The sequence below is a fragment of the Paenibacillus sp. FW101-FHT12H11 genome (assembly GCF_058790355.1).
Map to the genome: position 1 here is coordinate 413834 of NZ_JBYTCO010000004.1, position 19728 is coordinate 433561.

Annotated in this window: 19 protein-coding genes; 18 read left to right on the forward strand and 1 reads right to left on the reverse strand. The window is 34.5% G+C overall.

Features of this window, described 5'->3' with window-relative positions; translation table 11 throughout:
- Window position 1: 1 nt before the first annotated feature.
- From AC3WTJ_RS15320 to AC3WTJ_RS15390, 15 genes are all read left to right on the forward strand, one after another.
- The gene (locus tag AC3WTJ_RS15320) at window positions 2-691 is read left to right on the forward strand and encodes a nucleotidyltransferase family protein (protein ID WP_492522503.1); all 690 of its coding nucleotides are present in this window, start codon (window positions 2-4) and stop codon (window positions 689-691) included.
- A complete protein-coding gene (locus AC3WTJ_RS15325) occupies window positions 688-1251 on the forward strand; it encodes a D-glycero-alpha-D-manno-heptose-1,7-bisphosphate 7-phosphatase (protein ID WP_492522504.1) in 564 nt (187 codons plus the stop codon). Before AC3WTJ_RS15320 ends, AC3WTJ_RS15325 begins: the two co-directional genes overlap by 4 nt.
- Window positions 1244-3559 carry a hypothetical protein gene (locus AC3WTJ_RS15330; protein WP_492522505.1) on the forward strand — a complete coding sequence of 772 codons (2316 nt, stop codon included), beginning with the start codon at window positions 1244-1246 and terminating at the stop codon, window positions 3557-3559. Before AC3WTJ_RS15325 ends, AC3WTJ_RS15330 begins: the two co-directional genes overlap by 8 nt.
- A gap of 110 nt (window positions 3560-3669) precedes the next feature.
- Window positions 3670-5730 (forward strand): hypothetical protein, encoded by a 2061-nt coding sequence (locus AC3WTJ_RS15335; protein WP_492522506.1) that lies wholly within the window; start codon window positions 3670-3672, stop codon window positions 5728-5730.
- Window positions 5720-6400, forward strand: a complete 681-nt coding sequence (locus tag AC3WTJ_RS15340) for an HAD family hydrolase (protein WP_492522507.1) — start codon at window positions 5720-5722, stop codon at window positions 6398-6400. Before AC3WTJ_RS15335 ends, AC3WTJ_RS15340 begins: the two co-directional genes overlap by 11 nt.
- Window positions 6400-7473, forward strand: a complete 1074-nt coding sequence (locus AC3WTJ_RS15345; RefSeq protein ID WP_492522508.1) for a class II aldolase/adducin family protein — start codon at window positions 6400-6402, stop codon at window positions 7471-7473. The genes AC3WTJ_RS15340 and AC3WTJ_RS15345 overlap by 1 nt, the downstream gene beginning before the upstream one ends.
- Before the next feature lie 14 nt (window positions 7474-7487).
- Window positions 7488-9134 (forward strand): NTP transferase domain-containing protein, encoded by a 1647-nt coding sequence (locus tag AC3WTJ_RS15350; RefSeq protein WP_492522509.1) that lies wholly within the window; start codon window positions 7488-7490, stop codon window positions 9132-9134.
- Complete coding sequence (locus tag AC3WTJ_RS15355) at window positions 9131-9541, forward strand: GtrA family protein (protein WP_492522510.1); 411 nt, start codon at window positions 9131-9133, stop codon at window positions 9539-9541. Before AC3WTJ_RS15350 ends, AC3WTJ_RS15355 begins: the two co-directional genes overlap by 4 nt.
- Window positions 9501-10226: a glycosyltransferase family 2 protein gene (locus AC3WTJ_RS15360; protein WP_492522511.1), complete on the forward strand. Its 726-nt coding sequence runs from the start codon at window positions 9501-9503 to the stop codon at window positions 10224-10226. Before AC3WTJ_RS15355 ends, AC3WTJ_RS15360 begins: the two co-directional genes overlap by 41 nt.
- On the forward strand, window positions 10207-10797 hold the full coding sequence (locus AC3WTJ_RS15365; protein WP_492522512.1) for a PI-PLC domain-containing protein: 591 nt from the start codon (window positions 10207-10209) through the stop codon (window positions 10795-10797). Before AC3WTJ_RS15360 ends, AC3WTJ_RS15365 begins: the two co-directional genes overlap by 20 nt.
- Before the next feature lie 25 nt (window positions 10798-10822).
- Entirely contained in the window at window positions 10823-11566 is a 744-nt protein-coding gene (locus AC3WTJ_RS15370) for a sugar phosphate nucleotidyltransferase (RefSeq protein WP_492522513.1), read from the forward strand.
- 15 nt (window positions 11567-11581) lie between these two features.
- Entirely contained in the window at window positions 11582-12127 is a 546-nt protein-coding gene (gene rfbC / locus AC3WTJ_RS15375; RefSeq protein ID WP_492522514.1) for a dTDP-4-dehydrorhamnose 3,5-epimerase, read from the forward strand.
- Between the two features lie 20 nt (window positions 12128-12147).
- Window positions 12148-13164, forward strand: a complete 1017-nt coding sequence (rfbB, locus tag AC3WTJ_RS15380) for a dTDP-glucose 4,6-dehydratase (protein ID WP_492522515.1) — start codon at window positions 12148-12150, stop codon at window positions 13162-13164.
- A 2-nt stretch (window positions 13165-13166) separates the two neighbouring features.
- Complete coding sequence (gene rfbD, locus AC3WTJ_RS15385; RefSeq protein ID WP_492522707.1) at window positions 13167-14012, forward strand: dTDP-4-dehydrorhamnose reductase; 846 nt, start codon at window positions 13167-13169, stop codon at window positions 14010-14012.
- 54 nt (window positions 14013-14066) lie between these two features.
- A complete protein-coding gene (locus AC3WTJ_RS15390) occupies window positions 14067-15089 on the forward strand; it encodes a serine hydrolase domain-containing protein (RefSeq protein ID WP_492522516.1) in 1023 nt (340 codons plus the stop codon).
- 54 nt (window positions 15090-15143) lie between these two features.
- On the opposite strand, the gene AC3WTJ_RS15395 is transcribed toward AC3WTJ_RS15390, so the two are convergent.
- Window positions 15144-17060, reverse strand: coding sequence for a methyltransferase domain-containing protein (locus tag AC3WTJ_RS15395; protein ID WP_492522517.1), 1917 nt, complete (start codon window positions 17058-17060; stop codon window positions 15144-15146).
- 142 nt (window positions 17061-17202) lie between these two features.
- On the opposite strand from AC3WTJ_RS15395, the gene AC3WTJ_RS15400 reads away from it, so the two are divergent.
- From AC3WTJ_RS15400 to AC3WTJ_RS15410, 3 genes are all read left to right on the forward strand, one after another.
- Complete coding sequence (locus AC3WTJ_RS15400; RefSeq protein ID WP_492522518.1) at window positions 17203-18069, forward strand: glycosyltransferase family 2 protein; 867 nt, start codon at window positions 17203-17205, stop codon at window positions 18067-18069.
- Between the two features lie 6 nt (window positions 18070-18075).
- Window positions 18076-19482 carry an undecaprenyl-phosphate glucose phosphotransferase gene (locus AC3WTJ_RS15405; protein WP_492522519.1) on the forward strand — a complete coding sequence of 469 codons (1407 nt, stop codon included), beginning with the start codon at window positions 18076-18078 and terminating at the stop codon, window positions 19480-19482.
- 85 nt (window positions 19483-19567) lie between these two features.
- The gene (locus AC3WTJ_RS15410) at window positions 19568-19693 is read left to right on the forward strand and encodes a hypothetical protein (RefSeq protein ID WP_492522520.1); all 126 of its coding nucleotides are present in this window, start codon (window positions 19568-19570) and stop codon (window positions 19691-19693) included.
- Window positions 19694-19728 lie beyond the last annotated feature (35 nt).

Genomic DNA, 19728 nt, shown 5'->3' on the forward strand with positions numbered 1-19728 from the left:
TATGGAAGCAATTATTCTTGCTGGTGGCCTTGGAACTCGTTTGAGGTCAGTAGTAGTGGATGTACCTAAGCCTATGGCCCCAGTAGGAGATAAGCCATTTCTTTCTTATATATTTGAACAATTACTTCAATATGGTATTACAAAGGTAGTTCTTTCTGTTGGTTATAAAAATGAATCAGTTATAAATCACTTTGGAGCAGAATATAAGACGATCTCTATTAGTTATAGTATTGAAGATGAACCGCTGGGTACAGGGGGCGCAATTGCTAGAGCACTAGAGATGGTTCATGATGATAATGTATTAATTATTAATGGAGATACTTACTTTGATATAAATCTTGATGAATTATTTACTTATCATATTACAGGTAATCGAGATATCACTATGTCACTAAAGAGTATGAAAAGTTTCGATAGATATGGTACAGTTGTTGTCGATAATGATAAAGTAATTGCTTTTGAAGAAAAAAAATATAAAGAAAATGGACTAATTAATGGGGGAATCTATGTATTAAGAAAGAAAGATTTTTATTCTTTAAAACCAGAGACTCAAAAATTTTCTTTCGAGAATGACTTTCTGCAATTATATACTAATAAATTGAATATTGGTTTTATTATTTCTAATGGGTATTTTATTGATATTGGTATTCCTGAAGATTATGTCAAAGCTCAGATAGAGTTGATAAAATGAACAGAGCACTTTTTCTAGATAGAGATGGTGTTATTAATGTGGAAAAAAATTATGTTCATAAAATAGAAGATTTTGAGTTTGTCGAAGGGATTTTCGAATTTTTGCACTATTTTACCTCGAATGGATACCTTTTGTTTATTATTACCAATCAGGCAGGAATAGGTAGAGGATATTATTCTGAATCTGAATATAAAAAGTTGGAAGAATGGATGATAAATCAAATGTATGAGAGAGGAATAACTATCTCAAAAACATATTATTGTCCTTTTCATCCGGAGTATGGTATTGATAACTATAAACTTGATAGTTTTGATAGAAAGCCGAATCCCGGAATGATTTTAAAAGCTAAACAAGAATTTGATATTGATTTAGATAAGTCATTACTCATTGGAGATAAGGAGTCAGACATTGAAGCAGGAATAAGAGCAGGTATTGCTCATAATATTCTGTTTACATCATGTCTAGGTCAAGTTCATAGTAAGGCGGAGTTTATTTCGAAAAGTTTCAAAGATATTATTTTAAACTATAAGGAAACAAAGAAGGATGGGGCAAATGAATAAGACTCTTCTGAGTTTCTCGTTATTAACAATTATTTTGTTAAATGTATGTTTGTATCAGTGGACAATAAAAGAGCCATATATGGGTGATTCACTCATGCATATTGCGGATGATACACAAATTCATTCCATTCAAGATGTTGTTAAAACTTTTTTTATGAATAAAAACCCCAAATATAATGAACAGTTTAGAATACAGAGTATGCATAGACCAATTTTTAACGAATTAATTATTACTGCAGAAAAAAAAATAATTGGGATTAAAAATCTAAGATATATTTCTTTGATAATACAAATTATTAATTCAATTCTTATATACTATTTAATTTATCTATTGACAAAATCAGATATACGTTCTTTGATTGGATCGATATTTTATGTTACTAACCCGGTCTTTTTTTATGGATTATACGAGTTTGGTCTTTCTTTTTCAGGTTGGCTTTCATTATTTGTTATTTCAACATTCATCTTTACATATAAATATTTGAAAGAATTTAAAAAAGTCGATTTCATTCTTGCAAACATGTTTTTATTCTTTTCACTATTTACTAAAGAATCCTCAATTACACTTCCCTTTGCTATATGTATATTTACAGTTATGATTACTCATTCAATTAATAATAGAATTAATTTATTTAATATTTTTACTGTATTATTTAAAAATAAAAGAATACTATTATTTCATTTAACACAATTTATGATCCTAATAATATATCTTATAACAAGATATATTAAATTAGGCTCAATATTCGAAGTGCATGCAGGTATTGGTGGCGCTATTAGTGTTAAAGAAATTATTTATAAAATCACTGGATATTTTTTGCTTACATTTAATATAGCTACACCAATAATTCCAGGATATATGGCTATTGATATTATAAAATATAATCCAGTTGTTATACTTTTAATTTTACTTAATTTCATAGTTGTTTTTGGGCTTATATTGAGAAATCTAATTTTTAGAAATGTTAAAGTTTTTTGTGGATTAATAATGTTTATTTTACTGCTAGCTCCTGTTTTTAAAGTAACAAGAAATGCTCCCTACTATATTGATATTCCAATAATTTCTGTTATTCTTACAATAGTTTTCATAGAAGTAAATATTGAGAGGGTTAATTTCAAAAGATTAGTATCTATTTCTTATAAAGTTTATTTAATAGGACTTGTACTAATAAATGTTAGCTTTCAATATATAACTACTAAAAATACTACAATTTGGCTAACTACGGGTGAGGAGAATACCAAGAAAATCATTAGTTCAATAAAAGCCATTCCTAATGATGATATTAGAAATACAAGAAATATTTCTATGCTGAGTTCATTCTTTAATGATGGAGAGAAATGGGTTTATAACCATGGCCGTATTGGTTCTAGTTTATATGCAAACTTAGGAATAGATTTTGATAAGATTAATACCAACTACCATTCCACAGAAGATCTCAAAGATAGTCTAATATTAGATATGTATTATGAAGAAAATAATAATAATATTGTAAGCAATAAATCGAATGCAACTTTACAATATACCAGTGGTGTAAATGAAATAAAACTTATACAATCATATAAAAATACTTTTCAGTTTAATTCTAATGGCAATGAATTATTAGAAATTAAGGGAAAGATAAAAACAGAAGATATTAATAATTTACCTTCACTGTCGATGACATTTCATAATAATATTAATTCAGGAATAGTAAAAAAAATGTACAGTTCATTAGGAAGTATGTTACCAAATGCTAATGGGAAAGAGTTTACAATTTTTAGTTTAACACCTGCTGAAACTTCTACGATTACAATAAATAAAGAAATAAGTGATTTTGTTGAATATTTTGAAATAAAGAGATATTCGTTAATTAAGAGATCACAAGAAGATGCTCTTAAAAATACGAGACAATTAATAAAAAACAATTCATTTGAAGATGAATTAAATGGATGGATACAAACCAACAAAGTTTCTTTAGTTAACGATTCCCATACTGGGAAAAATGGTATTAAAGTTGGTCCTGGAATATCAAACAATATTTTTCAAATTATTGATAACATTTCAAAAAACAGCAATGCCTTATTATCTTTATGGGCCAAAACTGATGCTGGTACAAACCAGAAAGGAAGATTACAAATCAATTGGATTGATTCTAAGGGGGGACTCGTTAGTTCCTCTATAGAAGTTATTGATATAGAATCTAACTTTAGAGAATATTCTCTTACAACTAAAGTTCCAACTGGAGCAACTAGAGCTATAATATATATCACTCCACATGACGAGAAGAGTGTAGTTATTTACGACGACATTAATATGTTCATAGATTGAGGTTTCGTAATTAAATGGATCAAGATTGGCACCTGTTTTTACATTCATAATAGGTGCCTTTTATTGCTTAAAAGAATCAATGTATGACTCACTATATTAAGGGTGTTCCTATGATAAAAATAAAGAATAAGAACAGGAAATTAATATGGACTATATTATTTGTTAAATTAATAGTCCTTGCATTGTTTTCATCAGCTTATCAGGATGATTTATTTATTCCTTTTATTAAATATTTTATAAAAAATTTTGATAATCCCTGGCAGCATTATTTTATGTTGGAGTTACCCAAATCGTTCCCTTATCCTCCGTTGATGTTGTATATTTATGCCATTCCTATGTTGCTTACTTATCTTACAGATGTTCATATTATTAATAATATTGTCTTTAAAATACCGACTATAATAGCTGATCTTATTATATTATGGGTTTTGAGAAAGATTTACCCCTCAAAATATCGGGAAGCTCTCTTGTTTTATTTTGCGTCCCCTATTATTATCTACGCTTCTTATATGCATTCTCAGTTAGATTTGATACCTACAGCATTATTGTTTTTGGCTGTTTATTTTCTTGTTCAGAATAAACTATGTACATCATCTCTAATTTTGGGATTGGCAATTAGTACGAAATTTCATGTTATTGTAGCTGTACCAATAGCGTTAATATATCTATTTAAGAAGAACACAAAATGGTCAAGGATTTTAATGTTTTTTTTAATACCTCCTATTACATACTTAGCACTTGCTTTTCCATACATTTTTTCAGAAGGTTATATTTCCTTAGTCCTTCTAAATACAGAGCAAAACCAAGTGTTTGATGTGTTTTTTACATTCGATCACTTCAAAATATACATCACACCTATGGCAATATTATTAATTTATGCTAGATTCCTTGCTTATCCTAAAGTAAATAATGACTTATTGTATAGCACATTGGGGTTGTTATTTTCTGTTTTTGTACTACTAGTACCTCCAATGCCGGCATGGTATGTATGGGTTATTCCTTTCATCTCTATTTATTTTATTAATTACTATAGGAAGCATGAAATTAACACTATAATTACCTGTGGTATATTAACTATTACCTATTTAGTTTATTTCAACTTCTTCCATACAACTCAAATTTCTAAATTAAAATTTTTATCTTCTCCGATTGAATTTAGAATATCGGTGGACCATTATATCAATTTAGCCTTTACTTTATTAGAAGTAAGCCTATTCACTGTTATTTATCTCTTATACAAATATGGTATCAAGAGCAACTCAGTATATAAAAAGAAGGGTTCTGCTTTTATCGTCGGTATTGGTGGAGATAGTGGTTCAGGAAAAAGCACATTATTATCTGATCTAAACAAGTTACTAAACAGAAATTTGGTTCTTCATATTGAAGGGGATGGGGATCATAAATGGGAGCGTGGGGATACAAAATGGTCTGAATATACTCACTTAAATCCAAAAGCTAATTACTTACATAGGCAATCGGAAGACTTGCTTGCGCTAAAAAGGGGAGAGTACATCGAGAGAGTAGAATACGATCATGATACGGGGAAATTCACAGACCCTCAAAAGGTAAGAGCTAAAGATTATATCATCTTGTGTGGTCTGCATCCTTTTTACTTGCCCAAAATGCGGAAAGCTATAGATCTTAAAATTTATCTTGAGACTGATGAAGTACTTAGAAGGCACTGGAAGGTACTAAGAGATACTAAAAAACGTGGGTATTCGACAGAGCGAGTTCTCGAACAAATTGAGTCTCGTGTATCTGATGGTCAAAAGTATATAATACCTCAAAAACAATTTGCTGATCTTGTGATCACGTACTTTACTGAGGATAGCGTAGATGTTGGAAACGAAGAATGCAATCCATACATTAAATTAAAATTAACAATGGATTCGAACATAGATTTAGAAATAATGCTCTGTCAATTAGAAGAGTATGGAATAGATGCAGCACATAACTATTCTGAGGATTTAAAATCTCAATATATTATTCTAGATAAAGATTTGTTAAATGATATAAATTATGAAGAAATCTCAAATAACATAATTCCTAACAAAGAAGAAATATTGTTAGGACAGTCAGAGTGGTTACTAAACTACAATGGGCTAATCCAGTTAGTTATATTGCTCATGATTAGTAACAAGATGAAGGAGATAACTGAAAATGATGTATAAAGGGTATTTACTGGATATAGATAACACTCTCTATGACTACGAAAAAACGCATAAAATAGCACTGGAGGAAACACTTTCAGCTATCAAAATTAAACATTCCATAAACTTCGATGAGCTAACTGATTATTATAATATTTCTCGTAAGAGAATACATTCTGAACTAATGGAAACAGCATCCTCCCATAATCGACTATTATATTTTCAAAGAATGTTTGAAGCTTTGAAAATTAATAGTATGACCGATGCCTACACATATTACGAAATGTACTGGACAACTTTTATTAATAACATGCAATTATTTGATAATGTATATGACTTTTTAAACGAGATTAAACATTTAAATAATTGTTTGGTAACAGATCTCACAGCGGATGTCCAGTTTCGCAAGGTGGAAAAGCTAGGCTTACAGGAATATTGTAAATTCATCGTTACAAGTGAAGAAGCGGGTAAGGAAAAGCCTCATCCCTACATGTTTATGTTGGCATTAAGTAAACTACAACTTCAACCTCAAGATGTATGTTTGGTGGGGGATAGTTATTCAAAAGACATTATTGGGGCTACAAATATGGGTATTCGTTCTTACTGGATGAATCATAAGAATGATAATTTCAAAGTGCCTGATTCTGTTACTTCGTTTTCAAACTATAAAGAATTGTTGAGGTATATCTAATGAACTTAATTAAAGATTTTGTTAGAATGTCTAAGTACGCAGGTGAGCGAATTGACCTAGTTCAAGCTGGAGGCGGGAATACTTCAGTTAAGCTGGATGATGGAACAATGCTCATTAAATCTTCAGGTTTCTTACTTTCTGATGTGGAGATGGATAAAGGCTACGTAAAAGTTAGAACTAAAGAAGTAAACGATATTATGGATAACTCTCGGGTTACAGAAATTGAGGATAAAAAACAAAGAGAAAGAGCAGCGGCGGACGTATTAAAAACGGCGATTATTGAAGAATCTGCTTTCAGACCTTCTATAGAAACTTTTTTACATTCAATGCTGGGACGCTTTACATTACATACCCATCCAGTGGTAGTTAATGCGATTACTTGCCGTAAAAACTGGGTGGAAGTGATTAATTCTTTATTCCCTAGGTGTGTCGTAGTTGATTATCAAACTCCAGGCATTGATTTAGCATTAGAATTAAAGAAACAATTTGATGAATATGTGCGTGAATACGGAGAACAACCTCAAGTAGTCTTTTTACAAAATCATGGACTTATCACAAGTGCATCTACACTAGATGAGGTCATTGCACTAAATGAGAGTGTATTACTAAAGATTGAGAGATATTTGGATGTAGACTATTCATTCTATAGGAACTCAAATAAAATCTCATCCCTAATTAATTCAATAAGGGATGAATCTTATATTGCTTATATGACAAATGATGTTGATTTACTAACTTTAGCGGAACGTCAGGATTTGCTTAAAGCGACGCCTTTTTGCCCGGATACTTATGTTTTCTGTGGGGCTTCAACTTTAATTCTTACTAATTTGGAAGATCAACAGGCAATAAGAACTCATTTAGAGCAATATCACGAACTACCGAAGGTAATTTATTATGAAGCACAATTATATTTTATCGCCAACAATTTAAAAAAGGCCAAAGAAATGGAAGATGTGTTTAAATTTCACTTGCTTTCTCTGAGTTTAGCTAAAAAAGATATAAACTACCTCTCAATAGAGGAAATGAACTACTTGGGAAATTGGGATTCGGAAAAATATAGACAGAAATTATAAGGATGTGCATCAGTATGCAAATAGTAATTCCAATGTCCGGTATAGGTAAAAGATTCATAGAAGCGGGTTATGAAGATCCTAAACCATTGATTAAAGTCAACGGAAAGCCTATTATTGAACACGTTGTTAATATGTTTCCCGGCGAAGATAACTTTACATTCATCTGTAATAGTGACCATCTCAAGACTACGGAAATGCGTTCTATACTAGAACGTATAGCTCCAAAAGGAACTATCGTTGAAATCCCTCCTCATAAAAAGGGACCGGTTTATGCAGTATCATATATTTCAGAATTGATAAAAGATGAAGAAGAAGTTATTGTGAACTACTGTGATTTTTCATGTTACTGGGATTACGAAGATTTCTTGAAACATACAAGAAATAGAAACGCAGATGGTGCAGTTCCTGCATATAAAGGTTTTCATCCACATATGTTAGGTACTACAAATTATGCTTTTATGAGATTTGAAAATCAGTGGATGCAAGAAATAAAAGAAAAGGCACCTTTTACTGATAATAGATTAGAAGAGTATGCCTCGAGTGGAACCTACTATTTTAAAAAGGGTAGTTACGTAAAAAAATATTTTAGTCAATTGATGGAAGAAGATCATAATTTGAATGGCGAATTTTATGTGAGTTTGATTTATAACTTACTTCGCAGAGATAATTTATCAGTTTCTATATATGAGATTCAACATATGCTTCAATGGGGGACTCCTCTAGATTTGTTAGAGTATGAGTCATGGTCTAGGTATTTCGCGGAAATAATTGAAGAAAAGAAGGCATTCACTGTAGAACGGGGAAGTACGAATCTGATTCCTTTAGCAGGTGCAGGAAGTAGATTTGTTAAAGAAAACTACAAAGATCCAAAGCCACTAATTCCTGTATCGGGTAAACCAATGGTTATTCAAGCAGCTGAAAGTCTTCCTGGAGCAGAAAATTATGTTTATCTTTGTTTAAAGGATCATCTAGATCGTTATCCATTAATGGAAGAGATTCGAAAAACCTACCCCCAAGGACATGTAGTGGAAGTAGCTCAACTGACTGAAGGACAAGCGTCTACTTGTGAACTTGGTCTCAAGTATGTTGATATGGAGTCTCCACTTTTAATTGGTGCTTGTGACAATGGCATGGTTTGGGATCAAGAAAAGTATCTAGCGTTATTACAAAATGAGAACGTGGACGCAGTTGCATTTAGCTTTAGACATCATGTTTCTAGTTTGAGAAATCCTCAAATGTATGGCTGGATTGAAGTTGATGATAAGGATACTATCAAATCGGTTTCAGTTAAAAAAGCAATTAGTGATGATCCGTTTAATGACCACGCTATAGTAGGAACATTTTATTTTAAGAAAGCAAAATATTTCTTAGACGCACTTAATAACTTGTATAAAAATAATACTCGCATTAATAATGAGTTTTACGTAGATAGTTGTGTCAATGAATTAATAAATAATGGGTTAACCGTTAAGGTATTTGAACTCGATGATTATATTTGCTGGGGAACTCCGAATGACTTAAAAACTTATGAATATTGGCAAAGTTTCTTTCATAAGTGGGCTTATCATCCTTACCGTTTGGAAAATGATAAAACTATGACAAAATCAGCTGTAGAAGAGTTAGAAAAGAAATACACGGATTTTCAACAAGAGTACCAATGAAACCCATTATTAAACAACTTTCTCGTTTTATAGTGGCAGGGTTTTCTGCAGTAGGAGTAGATTCTCTTGTCTATTTCATATCAATTGAATTACTTAACCATTCGACTGCAAAAGCTGTTTCATTTTTGTGTGGTTCGGTCGTTGCTTATCTAGTGAATAGGTTCTGGACTTTTGAACAAAAAAATCACTCATGGGTTGGGATTTTGAAATTTGTAATCTTGTATTTATCCACTTTAGCATCTAATGTTGCAGTTAATTACGTTAGTTTGGAATGGCTAGGGTGGAATAGCTTACTTTCATTTCTTTGTGCAACGGGAACAAGTACTGTATTAAATTTTATAGGACAAAAATGGTGGGTGTTCAATAATGAAAGAAAGATTGTCGATCGTCATACCTTGTTACAATGAAGAAAAGAATATACCTTTAATACTTGCAAAGTTTAATGAGGTTATAAATACAACTGATATTAAAGTTATCCTAGTGAATAATGGTTCTAAGGATAATACCCAGAAAGTGCTGGACGAGCTAGTTCCTAAATATTCATTTGCGCAAACTGTAACGGTAGAAGTAAATCTGGGATACGGTTATGGTATTTTGTACGGACTAAAACACGCGTTAGGAGAATACATTGGTTGGACTCATGCAGATCTTCAAACAGATCCTGCAGACGTTTTAAAGGCTTTGAAAATAATAGAACAAAAAAGTTACCCTCAAAATGTATTTGTTAAAGGAAACAGAAAGAATCGTCCACTATTTGATCAATTCTTTACATCGGGAATGAGTTTTTATGAATCAATGTATTTGGGTGTCAAACTAACGGACATTAATGCTCAGCCTAATATCTTTCATAGAAGTTTTTTTGAGAGTTGGACACAGCCTCCACATGATTTTTCACTGGATTTATATGCACTTTATTTGGCCCGTAAGCACAAACTAGACCTTATACGTTTTGAGGTAGTGTTTCCTAAGAGGTTGCACGGTGAATCCAGTTGGAACACTGGACTAGCTTCTAAATGGAAATTTATAAAAAGAACTCTCGATTTTAGTAAAAATTTAAAGGGAGAAATGAAGAATGAATTTCATAGCTCATAGGGTAAATACCATTGAAGAGTTAAAGCAACTTCCCTTGGAGTTAGGAGTGGAACTTGATCTAAGAGACTACGAAGATAATATTATCGTTGTTCATGACCCATTCAAAGAGGGAGAAAGTTTCGAGGAATATCTAAAGCATTACCATCACGGGACTATTATCCTTAATGTTAAAAGTGAAAGAATAGAGCATCGTGTTCTAGAGTTAGTTAGAAAATATAATATTGAAAATTACTTCTTTCTAGACTCTTCTTTTCCTATGATTCATCTCCTATCCTCTCAGGGAGAAAAAAAGGTAGCTTTGCGTTACTCCGAGTTTGAAGGTTTGGATACTATTGAGAACATGCAAGGCAAAGTGGACTGGGTATGGGTGGATTGTTTTACAAAGCTTCCAATTGATCAAGAAAGTTTTCAAAAATTAAAAAGTTGGGGATATAAATTATGTCTGGTTTCCCCTGAACTTCAGGGTAGACAAGAAGATATAGATGCATATAAGAAGTACCTGAGTGAGCAAAGCATAGTTTTTGATGCAATATGTACAAAGAGCTATAATATTGATAAATGGATAAAATGACTTGCTGTCATTTAGGAGGTCCGTAATGAAAGGCATTATTCTCGCTGGCGGAACAGGATCAAGATTGTATCCTTTAACAAAAGTAACTAACAAACATTTGCTTCCAGTAGGCAAATATCCAATGATTTTTCATTCTATTGCAAAGCTTAAACAAGCTGACATTAACGACATCCTAATCGTAACTGGTAAGGAACATATGGGTGACGTGGTGAATCTTTTAGGCAGCGGTCGGGAAATGGACGTAACCTTTACCTACAAAGTTCAAGACGAGGCTGGGGGAATTGCACAAGCATTAGACTTGGCAGAGCACTTCGTTGGCAATAATCAAATGGTGGTAATTTTAGGGGATAACGTTTTTGAAGAGAGCATAGTTCCTTTTGTAAAAAACTTCAAAGCTCAACGGATTGGTGCTAAAATTCTTATACAAGAGGTTCAAGATCCTCAAAGATATGGAGTTCCAGAATTATTGGGAGAAAAAATCATCTCAATCGAAGAAAAGCCTAAACAACCCAAAAGTAGTTATGCTGTTACAGGTATTTATATGTACGATAGTTCAGTGTTTGAAATCGTTAAGACGCTTAAGCCTTCCGGTCGTGGTGAACTGGAAATTACTGATGTTAATAACGCATACATTGAAAAAAATCAACTGACTTACGATATACTCCAAGGCTGGTGGACAGATGCAGGTACACATGCCTCTTTAGCAAAGGCGAATGAATTAGCAAAAGATTTGCTTTTTAGTGATGAGTTTGGGAAACTTAAACTGTAAGAGGTGTTATGCTTTATGAATATTATTTCAACGAAATTAGAAGGATTATATATAATTGAGCCCGTTGTCCATGGTGATAATCGGGGCTTTTTTATGGAAAGCTACAGCAGCCGGAAATTTGCTGAGCATGGAATTGATTTTCCTTATATTCAGGATAACCACTCTTTATCCGTGGAAACAGGTGTTTTACGGGGGCTCCATTACCAGTTGAATCCCAAAGCACAGACAAAGCTTGTCAGAGTAACTACGGGAGCCATTTATGATGTAGCGGTAGACATTCGTAAAAACTCACCTACTTTTGGACAATGGGTTGGAGTTATTCTTAGTGAATCAAACAAGCGTCAACTGCTTGTTCCACAAGGCTTTGCGCACGGTTTTTGTACGATTGTTCCCAATACACAAGTGCTTTACAAAGTGGACGAGTACTATTCGCCTGAACATGATAGGGGGATACTTTGGAGCGACCCGGCTATAGGTATTGATTGGCCAACCTCCAAACCAATCCTTTCTGATAAAGATCAAAAGCATCCACTGCTTATAGATGCGGAAATAAACTTTTAAGACGGGAGTCCTCCACGCACATGAAAATACTCGTAACCGGCGGAGCCGGGTTCATCGGCAGCAATTTCGTTCATTATATGCTAGGTCGTTATCCTAGCTATCAGATCATTAACCTGGATGCGTTAACTTACGCTGGCAACCTGGAGAATCTCAAATCCATTCAAGAAAATAGCAATTATCAATTCATAAAAGGCGACATCACAAACTCGGAGTTAGTCAACAGCCTATTTGAGCAGGGGATTGATACAGTTGTGCACTGTGCCGCGGAATCCCATGTGGATCGAAGTATTTTGGAACCGGAAGTTTTCGTTAAGACAAACGTTCTTGGAACACAGGTGTTACTTGAAGCTGCTAAAAAGTTCGCTGTTAAGAAATTTGTCCATGTATCTACGGATGAGGTTTATGGATCTCTGGGAGAGACTGGTCTATTCACCGAAGAAACGCCATTATCACCGAATAGCCCTTATTCTGCAAGCAAAGCAGGTTCTGATCTACTAGTAAGGTCTTATCATGAGACATTTGGCCTTCCAGTCAACATCACCCGCTGTTCTAATAACTATGGACCTTATCAATTCCCAGAAAAGTTAATCCCATTAATGATTGCAAATGCTTTAAATGATAAGTCTCTTCCTGTTTATGGAGATGGCCTTAATATCCGTGATTGGCTATATGTAGAGGACCACTGCAGCGCTATTGATTTAGTTTTACATAAAGGGATTAATGGTGAGGTATATAATATCGGTGGTAACAATGAGAGAACAAATATTCAGATCGTACAGACCATCCTTCGAGAGTTAGGTAAACCTGAATCGTTGATTCAATACGTTAAAGATCGCCCGGGACATGACCGACGTTATGGTATTGATGCGACTAAAATAACAAATGAGCTTGGATGGAAGCCTAAGCATAATTTTGAAACAGGCATTCATGAGACAATTCGATGGTATCTTGATCACCAGGACTGGTGGAAAAGAATTCATAATGGTGAATATCTAACGTATTATTCCAAGCAATATGGCGAGCGACTAGAGGTTTAATGATGAAGATTTTAGTGACAGGTGCTAATGGTCAATTAGGGCATGATTTGGTGAAGATTTTAGGCATAAATCATGAAGTTCATGGTCTTGGCAGAGAACAGCTGGATATAACAAATGAGCGACAGTGTGTAGAAGTATTGGGTGCATTTAAGCCTGATGTTGTCATTCATAGTGCAGCTTATACCGCTGTTGACCTTGCAGAGACAGAAGTTGAACAAGCATTTCTTGTTAATTCGCAAGGAACAAAGAATCTTGTTATCGCGGCAGAAAGCATCGGGGCAAAATTTTGCTACATAAGTACAGATTATGTTTTTGATGGAACGTCAACGAACGCTTATCGAGAAAATGATCAAAGTAATCCTCAAAGTGTTTATGGGAAATCAAAAAGAGCCGGTGAACAACATGTGCAGTTGTTGTCGTCTAAGCATTTTATTGTGAGAACTTCTTGGGTTTACGGTTTAAATGGAAATAATTTTGTGAGAACGATGTTAAATTTGGCAAAGATACGAGATTCCTTAATGGTTGTCAATGATCAACTGGGCTCTCCGACGTATACAGTGGATTTATCTTTATTTTTGCAGCAGCTTATCCAAACAGAGAAATATGGTATTTACCATGCATCTAATTCAGGTGTTTGTTCATGGTATGAATTTGCATGTGCGATTTTCGAGGAGAGCGGAGTAAAAATACAAGTGAGCCCTTGTACGACAAAGGAGTTTCCGAGACCGGCACCGCGGCCCAAAAATTCAGCTTTATCCCACGAATCTATACGGGTTAATGGATTTAAGGAAATGCGTCATTGGCGAGAGGGGCTTAAAGCCTTTTTACATGAGCTGAAATTTAAATAGTGGGATCTAACAATGCTGTTAAACATTATGAAAAACAAATTTATTGAGACCAACATGAGTAAAGATGAATCTAAGAAATTATATGACAAAATTGAAGAAGTAAGACTAGAGTTGAGTTATCCTAGCCTTCAAGTCTCATTCATCATAAATGGGAATTACTTCAGTTGCAGCACTGGACTATCACATACTGAATTAGTAAAGAAGGCTACTTTAGGTTCTACTTACTATCACGGAAGTGTGAGTAAAATTTATGTGAAAGGGTTGCTCCTAAAGTTAGCACAAGAAAAAGTCATTGGATTAGAGGATCTTATATCTAAATACATTGATATATCACCTGTAGGTAGTGATGTTACTATTAAACACCTGCTGCATCATAGTAGCGGTTTTTATGATCCCACTCTAACTAACTCATATAAGTATACGGTGTTACATTTGGGGAAGAGATGGAAAATAAACGAGATTATTCATGAACTTAGAAATAATCAGTCGCATTTTTCACCAGGAAGTAGTCATCGTTATACGAATGTAGAATATATTCTTCTTGGTAAAATTGTGGAAATGGCAACAAATAAAACTTTTGCTCAATTGTTAAATGAATATTTTCTAGTACCCCTTAAACTTCGGGATACATTCTATTCCTCTTCTGGTGAAGTTGCTCCAAAGAAACTAGCTGATGGCTATGACACTTTCCATTATAAGACAGAAGAAAATGTTAGTGTAGTTAATGTTAAAGATTTCCCTGTCTATCTTCCTTCGGCAAGTGGATATATGTCCGGAGGTATGGTCACAAATTCATCTGATCTATGTAGGTTTATGTATAACCTATTTGAAGGAAATTTATTAGATGAACATCATAAAAGGGTATTGCGTTTATTTTTCGGAACTAAACAATTCAGTGGTATGACATTTAGAGAACAATGTGGGTATATGCCTGGTTATAAAAGCTTCATCGGTTATTCAGCCAGCAGAAAAATTGCCATATCTGCCCTAACGAATATTTCAGATCATGAATTAATTTATTCTGCGGTAGATAAGATTATTGACTATCTGATTGCTTGCGGTTGGATTACAAAATAAACAAAAGTCCCTAGAAAAGTAGGGACTTTTGTTATGTGAAAATAAATTCAACGCTTATTTATAAAAGTAGACAGCCTGTCCTGTTGGCAATTTAAGTAATATGCCAGGTTTGTTTGAAAAGAACTGATCGATAATTTCTTTGGTTTCAGAGAATCCTGACCAGCCGTAATCATCGAAAAGTATAACACTGCCCTCGGAAAGATAAGGATAGAAATACTCTAGTGTAGCTAATGTTGAATTAGCTGAATTCAGATCTATATGTAAGTAAGAAATATTCGATATTGTCTCAGTAAGCGTAAAAGGAATATACCCGACATGGTAGATTAATGTTGATTCAAAATCGCGAAGATTTTCTTTTACCCTATCCAATGAATTATTCTCATATCTTCCTTCTATGAAGATCTCTTTCTCTGTTAAGTTTTCATTTCGTAGTGAATCCCATGAATCAAACAGGTGCATCTTATATTGAATATTCGGATTGTTAGTTATATAGTGCTGCATTTCTTTAAGTGCGAAAAACGCGGACATTCCATCCCCAACACCACACTCAATCAAATTCATGTTCTCTTGAGAGAGTCCTTTAAACGTAATGGCATATTGTAATGAAAATGCCACCACCCAATGACGCCAGAGTAATGTATCAATATTTCCTGCGTGTATACCAATGTCTTCTTTCAAGCCAAAATTAAAACATTTTTTGATTTCGTCGCTTGTTTTTCGGAACGTTGCCCAATTTATGTTATCGACCCAAGGAACTTGATGTTCAGAAGTCATTCCCCAACCAATAAATTCCGGATTTTTATTACTAATTTTCAACCCATGTAATTCTTTAGCGAGCTTTAAATACTCTTGTTGCAAATGATTGATGCTCTCATTGGAAGACGATTTCTTGACAATGAAAGGCAAGGAGTTTGATCTCTTTTTCAATACAGTATCATAAAGGTAAATTTTATATTCCCCGTGGAATTTATATAACCAAGCAGGGACTATTGCTGTAACTAGATTTCCTTCATCGTTGCAATTGCTTACTAAAGCTACATCGTCTATTTTTAGAATTGTTGATGACTTTTTAGCATTTTCTGTCCTTACCCAAAGAGCACTTTCTCCAGATGGTTGTTCATTAAATACGGTTCCCTCTACGATATTGTCGGGTCCGAACTCAAGTAACCGAAGTTCATTTATAAGCTTTGTAGAATGATGAATATTGCTTTTTTTCTGTGAAGAAAAAACAACGGAATTATAACGATAATAATTTAAGGGGTCTAAATTTAAATATTCTGAATAGTTCTGATCTACATCTGTTATCTTGTCTGATTCATAAAATTTATGTAGATTATATTTTTGAGTTTGCATGCCATATTTATCTATAATTTCTGTAATATCATTTCCCCAATCTGTGTAAACTAATGCACCTGTCATTCTGATCGGATCACCATGGTATACTGGCCTTAGATTTTTTCTCGATTTTGTTTTGTCAGCTTCATGAAGAGGAATCGTAAATACATGGTGTCCGTTTAATTTCAAAACGCGATTTATTTCAGAAAGTGCTCTTTCTGGATATTCAATATGCTCTAGGACATCTTGACTGATGATAATATCAAAAGAATTATCCTCAAAAGCTAGTTGTTCAAAATTATTACATAAAATACCGTTATAAACTTCACCGGAATCGATTCCATCAAAATATTCAAAGCTTGTGTAATTTGGTAATTGTTTTAAGATCGAATGAATGGGCCCACTAGCTTGAGATTCTAAAATAGAAACATTTGATTTCTTTAGCAAATCAATACTCTGAGAAAGCGGTAAGTCCCGTCCAATAGAAGCTTTTGTAATCATTCTTGCTGTATCAGAATTTCGAATACTGGCAGTGCAGTTGTTACACTTAGCTTCTCTAAGCAAGCTTGCATTGTCCTCAATAACAAAGTCGGAAATTTCTCCACATATATAACATAGCTCCGAAGAAACGATCATAAAAGGTTTTGATCCTCCACTATATAACATTAATAGATTGCATAATACATTATACTTCTAGTTTTTAGTAAGTTAAAGTTTTTACCTCTTTATTCTCCCATGTTATAATGTACTTATTATCATTGACAAATGAGGTCATCTCTTGGATTTATCAATTATCATCGTTAACTACAAAACACGAGATTTAACTCTAGCCTGTATACAGTCAGTACTCTCGTCAGCTACAGCATACAAATGCGAAATCATCTTGGTCGACAACGCTTCAAACGACGGCACGATCCAATCCGTCAACGAACAATACCCGCAGGTTGCTTGCATTGCCAACACCGAGAATGTTGGATTTTCAAGAGCCAACAATCAAGGCATTCGCAAATCAACAGGGAGATACGTGCTGCTGCTGAACTCTGATACGGTCGTCCAACAAGACACGCTGGAAACGATGCTGCGTTTCATGGACGAGAATCCAATCGTAGGTGCCAGCGGCTGCAAAATTGTATTGCCAGACGGTTCTCTCGACAAAGCCTGCAAAAGGGGCTTCCCGACGCCGTCAGCGTCCTTTTACTATGCCTTCGGCTTTTCAAAGCTTTTCCCGAAAATTCCACGCTTCAATCAATACCAGCTAGGGTACTTGAATCCAGACGAGGCATACGGTATCGACTCCCTTGTTGGAGCCTTCATGTTGATTCGCCGTGAGGCCATTGAGCAAGTGGGGATGCTGGACGAGGAATTTTTTATGTATGGCGAAGATATAGATTGGTGTTATAGGATTAAGGAAGCAGGTTGGGTAAATTATTATTATCCGCGTACGCAAATTATTCATTACAAAGGAGCAAGCAGTCGAAGGAAGCCTTTTAAAATCATATATGAGTTCCATCGGGCGATGATTTTGTTCCATAAAAAGCATTATCGGAAGAAATATTCTTGGTTGACGAATGCCGCGGTATACATAGGTGTGGGTTTGAAGTTTGTACTTTCACTTGCTAGAAATAAATTACGTCCAACGAGGTGATTTACATTGATTCGACAGAGTCAAGGGTTTTTAACACAACTTTATGCACTGGCCGACTTCCTGTGTATTCAGCTCGTTTTTTTACTGTCATGGTGGTTAAAGTTTAAAAGCGGCTGGATTCCATTCAGTTCGCCGTTACCTTTTAAGCACTATGTGATGTGGAGTGTCAGTTACGCCTTAATTGCGATTTTCATCAGTTATATGACCAATTTTTATACGCCAAAGAGAAAGAAGCAGTTCTCTTTCGAAGTATTTAAAATTATTCAAGTCCATATTCTCAGCTTGCTGCTGCTCTTAAGCCTTTTGTTTATTTTAAAAGAAGTCGACATTTCACGTTCTTATCTTTTGCTTTTCCTAGTCAATAATATCCTTATCATTAGCTTTTACCGCTATATGATTAAAATTTCGCTGAAACGTGTCCGCCAGAAAGGCTATAACAAGCAATTCATACTTATTCTTGGAGCAGGATCGCTTGGACGGAAATTCTACACGAAGCTTAGACAGCATCCGGAGTTAGGTTATGAAGTCGTCGGGTTTCTTGATGATTTTCAGGAAAAACATGACATTGCTTACCAGAGCTATAAGCCGATTATAGGGAAGATAGACGATTTGGAGTCCATTTTGAATAAGCTTATTGTCGATGAGGTCATTATTGCACTCCCATTGGATGCCCATCGTAAATTCGGTCATATCATCAATGTTTGTGAGAAAATTGGTGTCAAAACGCTAATTATTCCGGACTTTTATGACTTCTTACCGTCACGACCGTATTTCGATAATTTTGCGGAGATGCCGCTCATTAATGTGCGGGATATTCCTCTGGACGAGTTCCGGAATCGTCTGTTCAAGCGGGCTTTTGATATCTTATTCTCTCTTACTGCAATTATCATTACAGCACCGGTCATGGTTGCATCAGTCCTTGCGATTAAATTAACATCTCCAGGGCCGATTATTTTCAAGCAAGAGCGTGTTGGACTGAACCGAAGGAATTTTATGATGTATAAGTTTCGCAGTATGAATGTGTTGCCCGAAAGTGCTTCTAATACGGAGTGGACGGTTGAAAATGACCCGCGGCGCACTAAGGTTGGAACTTTTCTTCGCAAAACAAGTTTGGATGAACTGCCTCAGTTTTTCAATGTGCTTTTTGGTCATATGAGTGTTGTCGGTCCAAGGCCGGAACGTCCTTATTTCGTGGAACAATTCAAGGAAGAGGTTCCGAAGTATATGGTGAAGCATCATATTCGACCTGGCATTACGGGTTGGGCGCAAAGCAATGGTTTGCGTGGAGACACTTCGATTGAAGAACGTATCAAGCACGATATTTTTTATATTGAAAATTGGACTTTTTTATTCGATATTAAAATTATTTGGCGAACGATTATTAATGGCTTTATCAATAAAAATGCATATTAATTAATTTTTTTCACCTCAATCGCATGATTCGTCAACATCTTCCCCATACTAGGCATATACTGAAGTAGTGCGGGGAGGTTTTTTTATGATCGATCATGATGACGCTTACCAAGATGAACGCGTTTCAATTGGCAAAGGTTTGATTGTTGGCGTGGTGTTCGGTTCCCTGATCTGGGCAGGTATTATTGCCGGTATTGTGTATATGTGGTGAAAATAAATAAAAAAAGACTGCTTGGGCTTAAAGCC

Bases quoted from the DNA above. Each gene is read 5' to 3' on its own strand.
- AC3WTJ_RS15320 (WP_492522503.1), top strand. From the start codon at position 2: ATGGAAGCAATTATTCTTGCTGGTGGCCTTGGAACTCGTTTGAGGTCA.
- AC3WTJ_RS15325 (WP_492522504.1), top strand. From the start codon at position 688: ATGAACAGAGCACTTTTTCTAGATAGAGATGGTGTTATTAATGTGGAA.
- AC3WTJ_RS15330 (WP_492522505.1), top strand. From the start codon at position 1,244: ATGAATAAGACTCTTCTGAGTTTCTCGTTATTAACAATTATTTTGTTA.
- AC3WTJ_RS15335 (WP_492522506.1), top strand. From the start codon at position 3,670: ATGATAAAAATAAAGAATAAGAACAGGAAATTAATATGGACTATATTA.
- AC3WTJ_RS15340 (WP_492522507.1), top strand. From the start codon at position 5,720: ATGATGTATAAAGGGTATTTACTGGATATAGATAACACTCTCTATGAC.
- AC3WTJ_RS15345 (WP_492522508.1), top strand. From the start codon at position 6,400: ATGAACTTAATTAAAGATTTTGTTAGAATGTCTAAGTACGCAGGTGAG.
- AC3WTJ_RS15350 (WP_492522509.1), top strand. From the start codon at position 7,488: ATGCAAATAGTAATTCCAATGTCCGGTATAGGTAAAAGATTCATAGAA.
- AC3WTJ_RS15355 (WP_492522510.1), top strand. From the start codon at position 9,131: ATGAAACCCATTATTAAACAACTTTCTCGTTTTATAGTGGCAGGGTTT.
- AC3WTJ_RS15360 (WP_492522511.1), top strand. From the start codon at position 9,501: ATGAAAGAAAGATTGTCGATCGTCATACCTTGTTACAATGAAGAAAAG.
- AC3WTJ_RS15365 (WP_492522512.1), top strand. From the start codon at position 10,207: ATGAATTTCATAGCTCATAGGGTAAATACCATTGAAGAGTTAAAGCAA.
- AC3WTJ_RS15370 (WP_492522513.1), top strand. From the start codon at position 10,823: ATGAAAGGCATTATTCTCGCTGGCGGAACAGGATCAAGATTGTATCCT.
- rfbC (WP_492522514.1), top strand. From the start codon at position 11,582: ATGAATATTATTTCAACGAAATTAGAAGGATTATATATAATTGAGCCC.
- rfbB (WP_492522515.1), top strand. From the start codon at position 12,148: ATGAAAATACTCGTAACCGGCGGAGCCGGGTTCATCGGCAGCAATTTC.
- rfbD (WP_492522707.1), top strand. From the start codon at position 13,167: ATGAAGATTTTAGTGACAGGTGCTAATGGTCAATTAGGGCATGATTTG.
- AC3WTJ_RS15390 (WP_492522516.1), top strand. From the start codon at position 14,067: ATGAGTAAAGATGAATCTAAGAAATTATATGACAAAATTGAAGAAGTA.
- AC3WTJ_RS15395 (WP_492522517.1), bottom strand. From the start codon at position 17,060: ATGATCGTTTCTTCGGAGCTATGTTATATATGTGGAGAAATTTCCGAC.
- AC3WTJ_RS15410 (WP_492522520.1), top strand. From the start codon at position 19,568: ATGATCGATCATGATGACGCTTACCAAGATGAACGCGTTTCAATTGGC.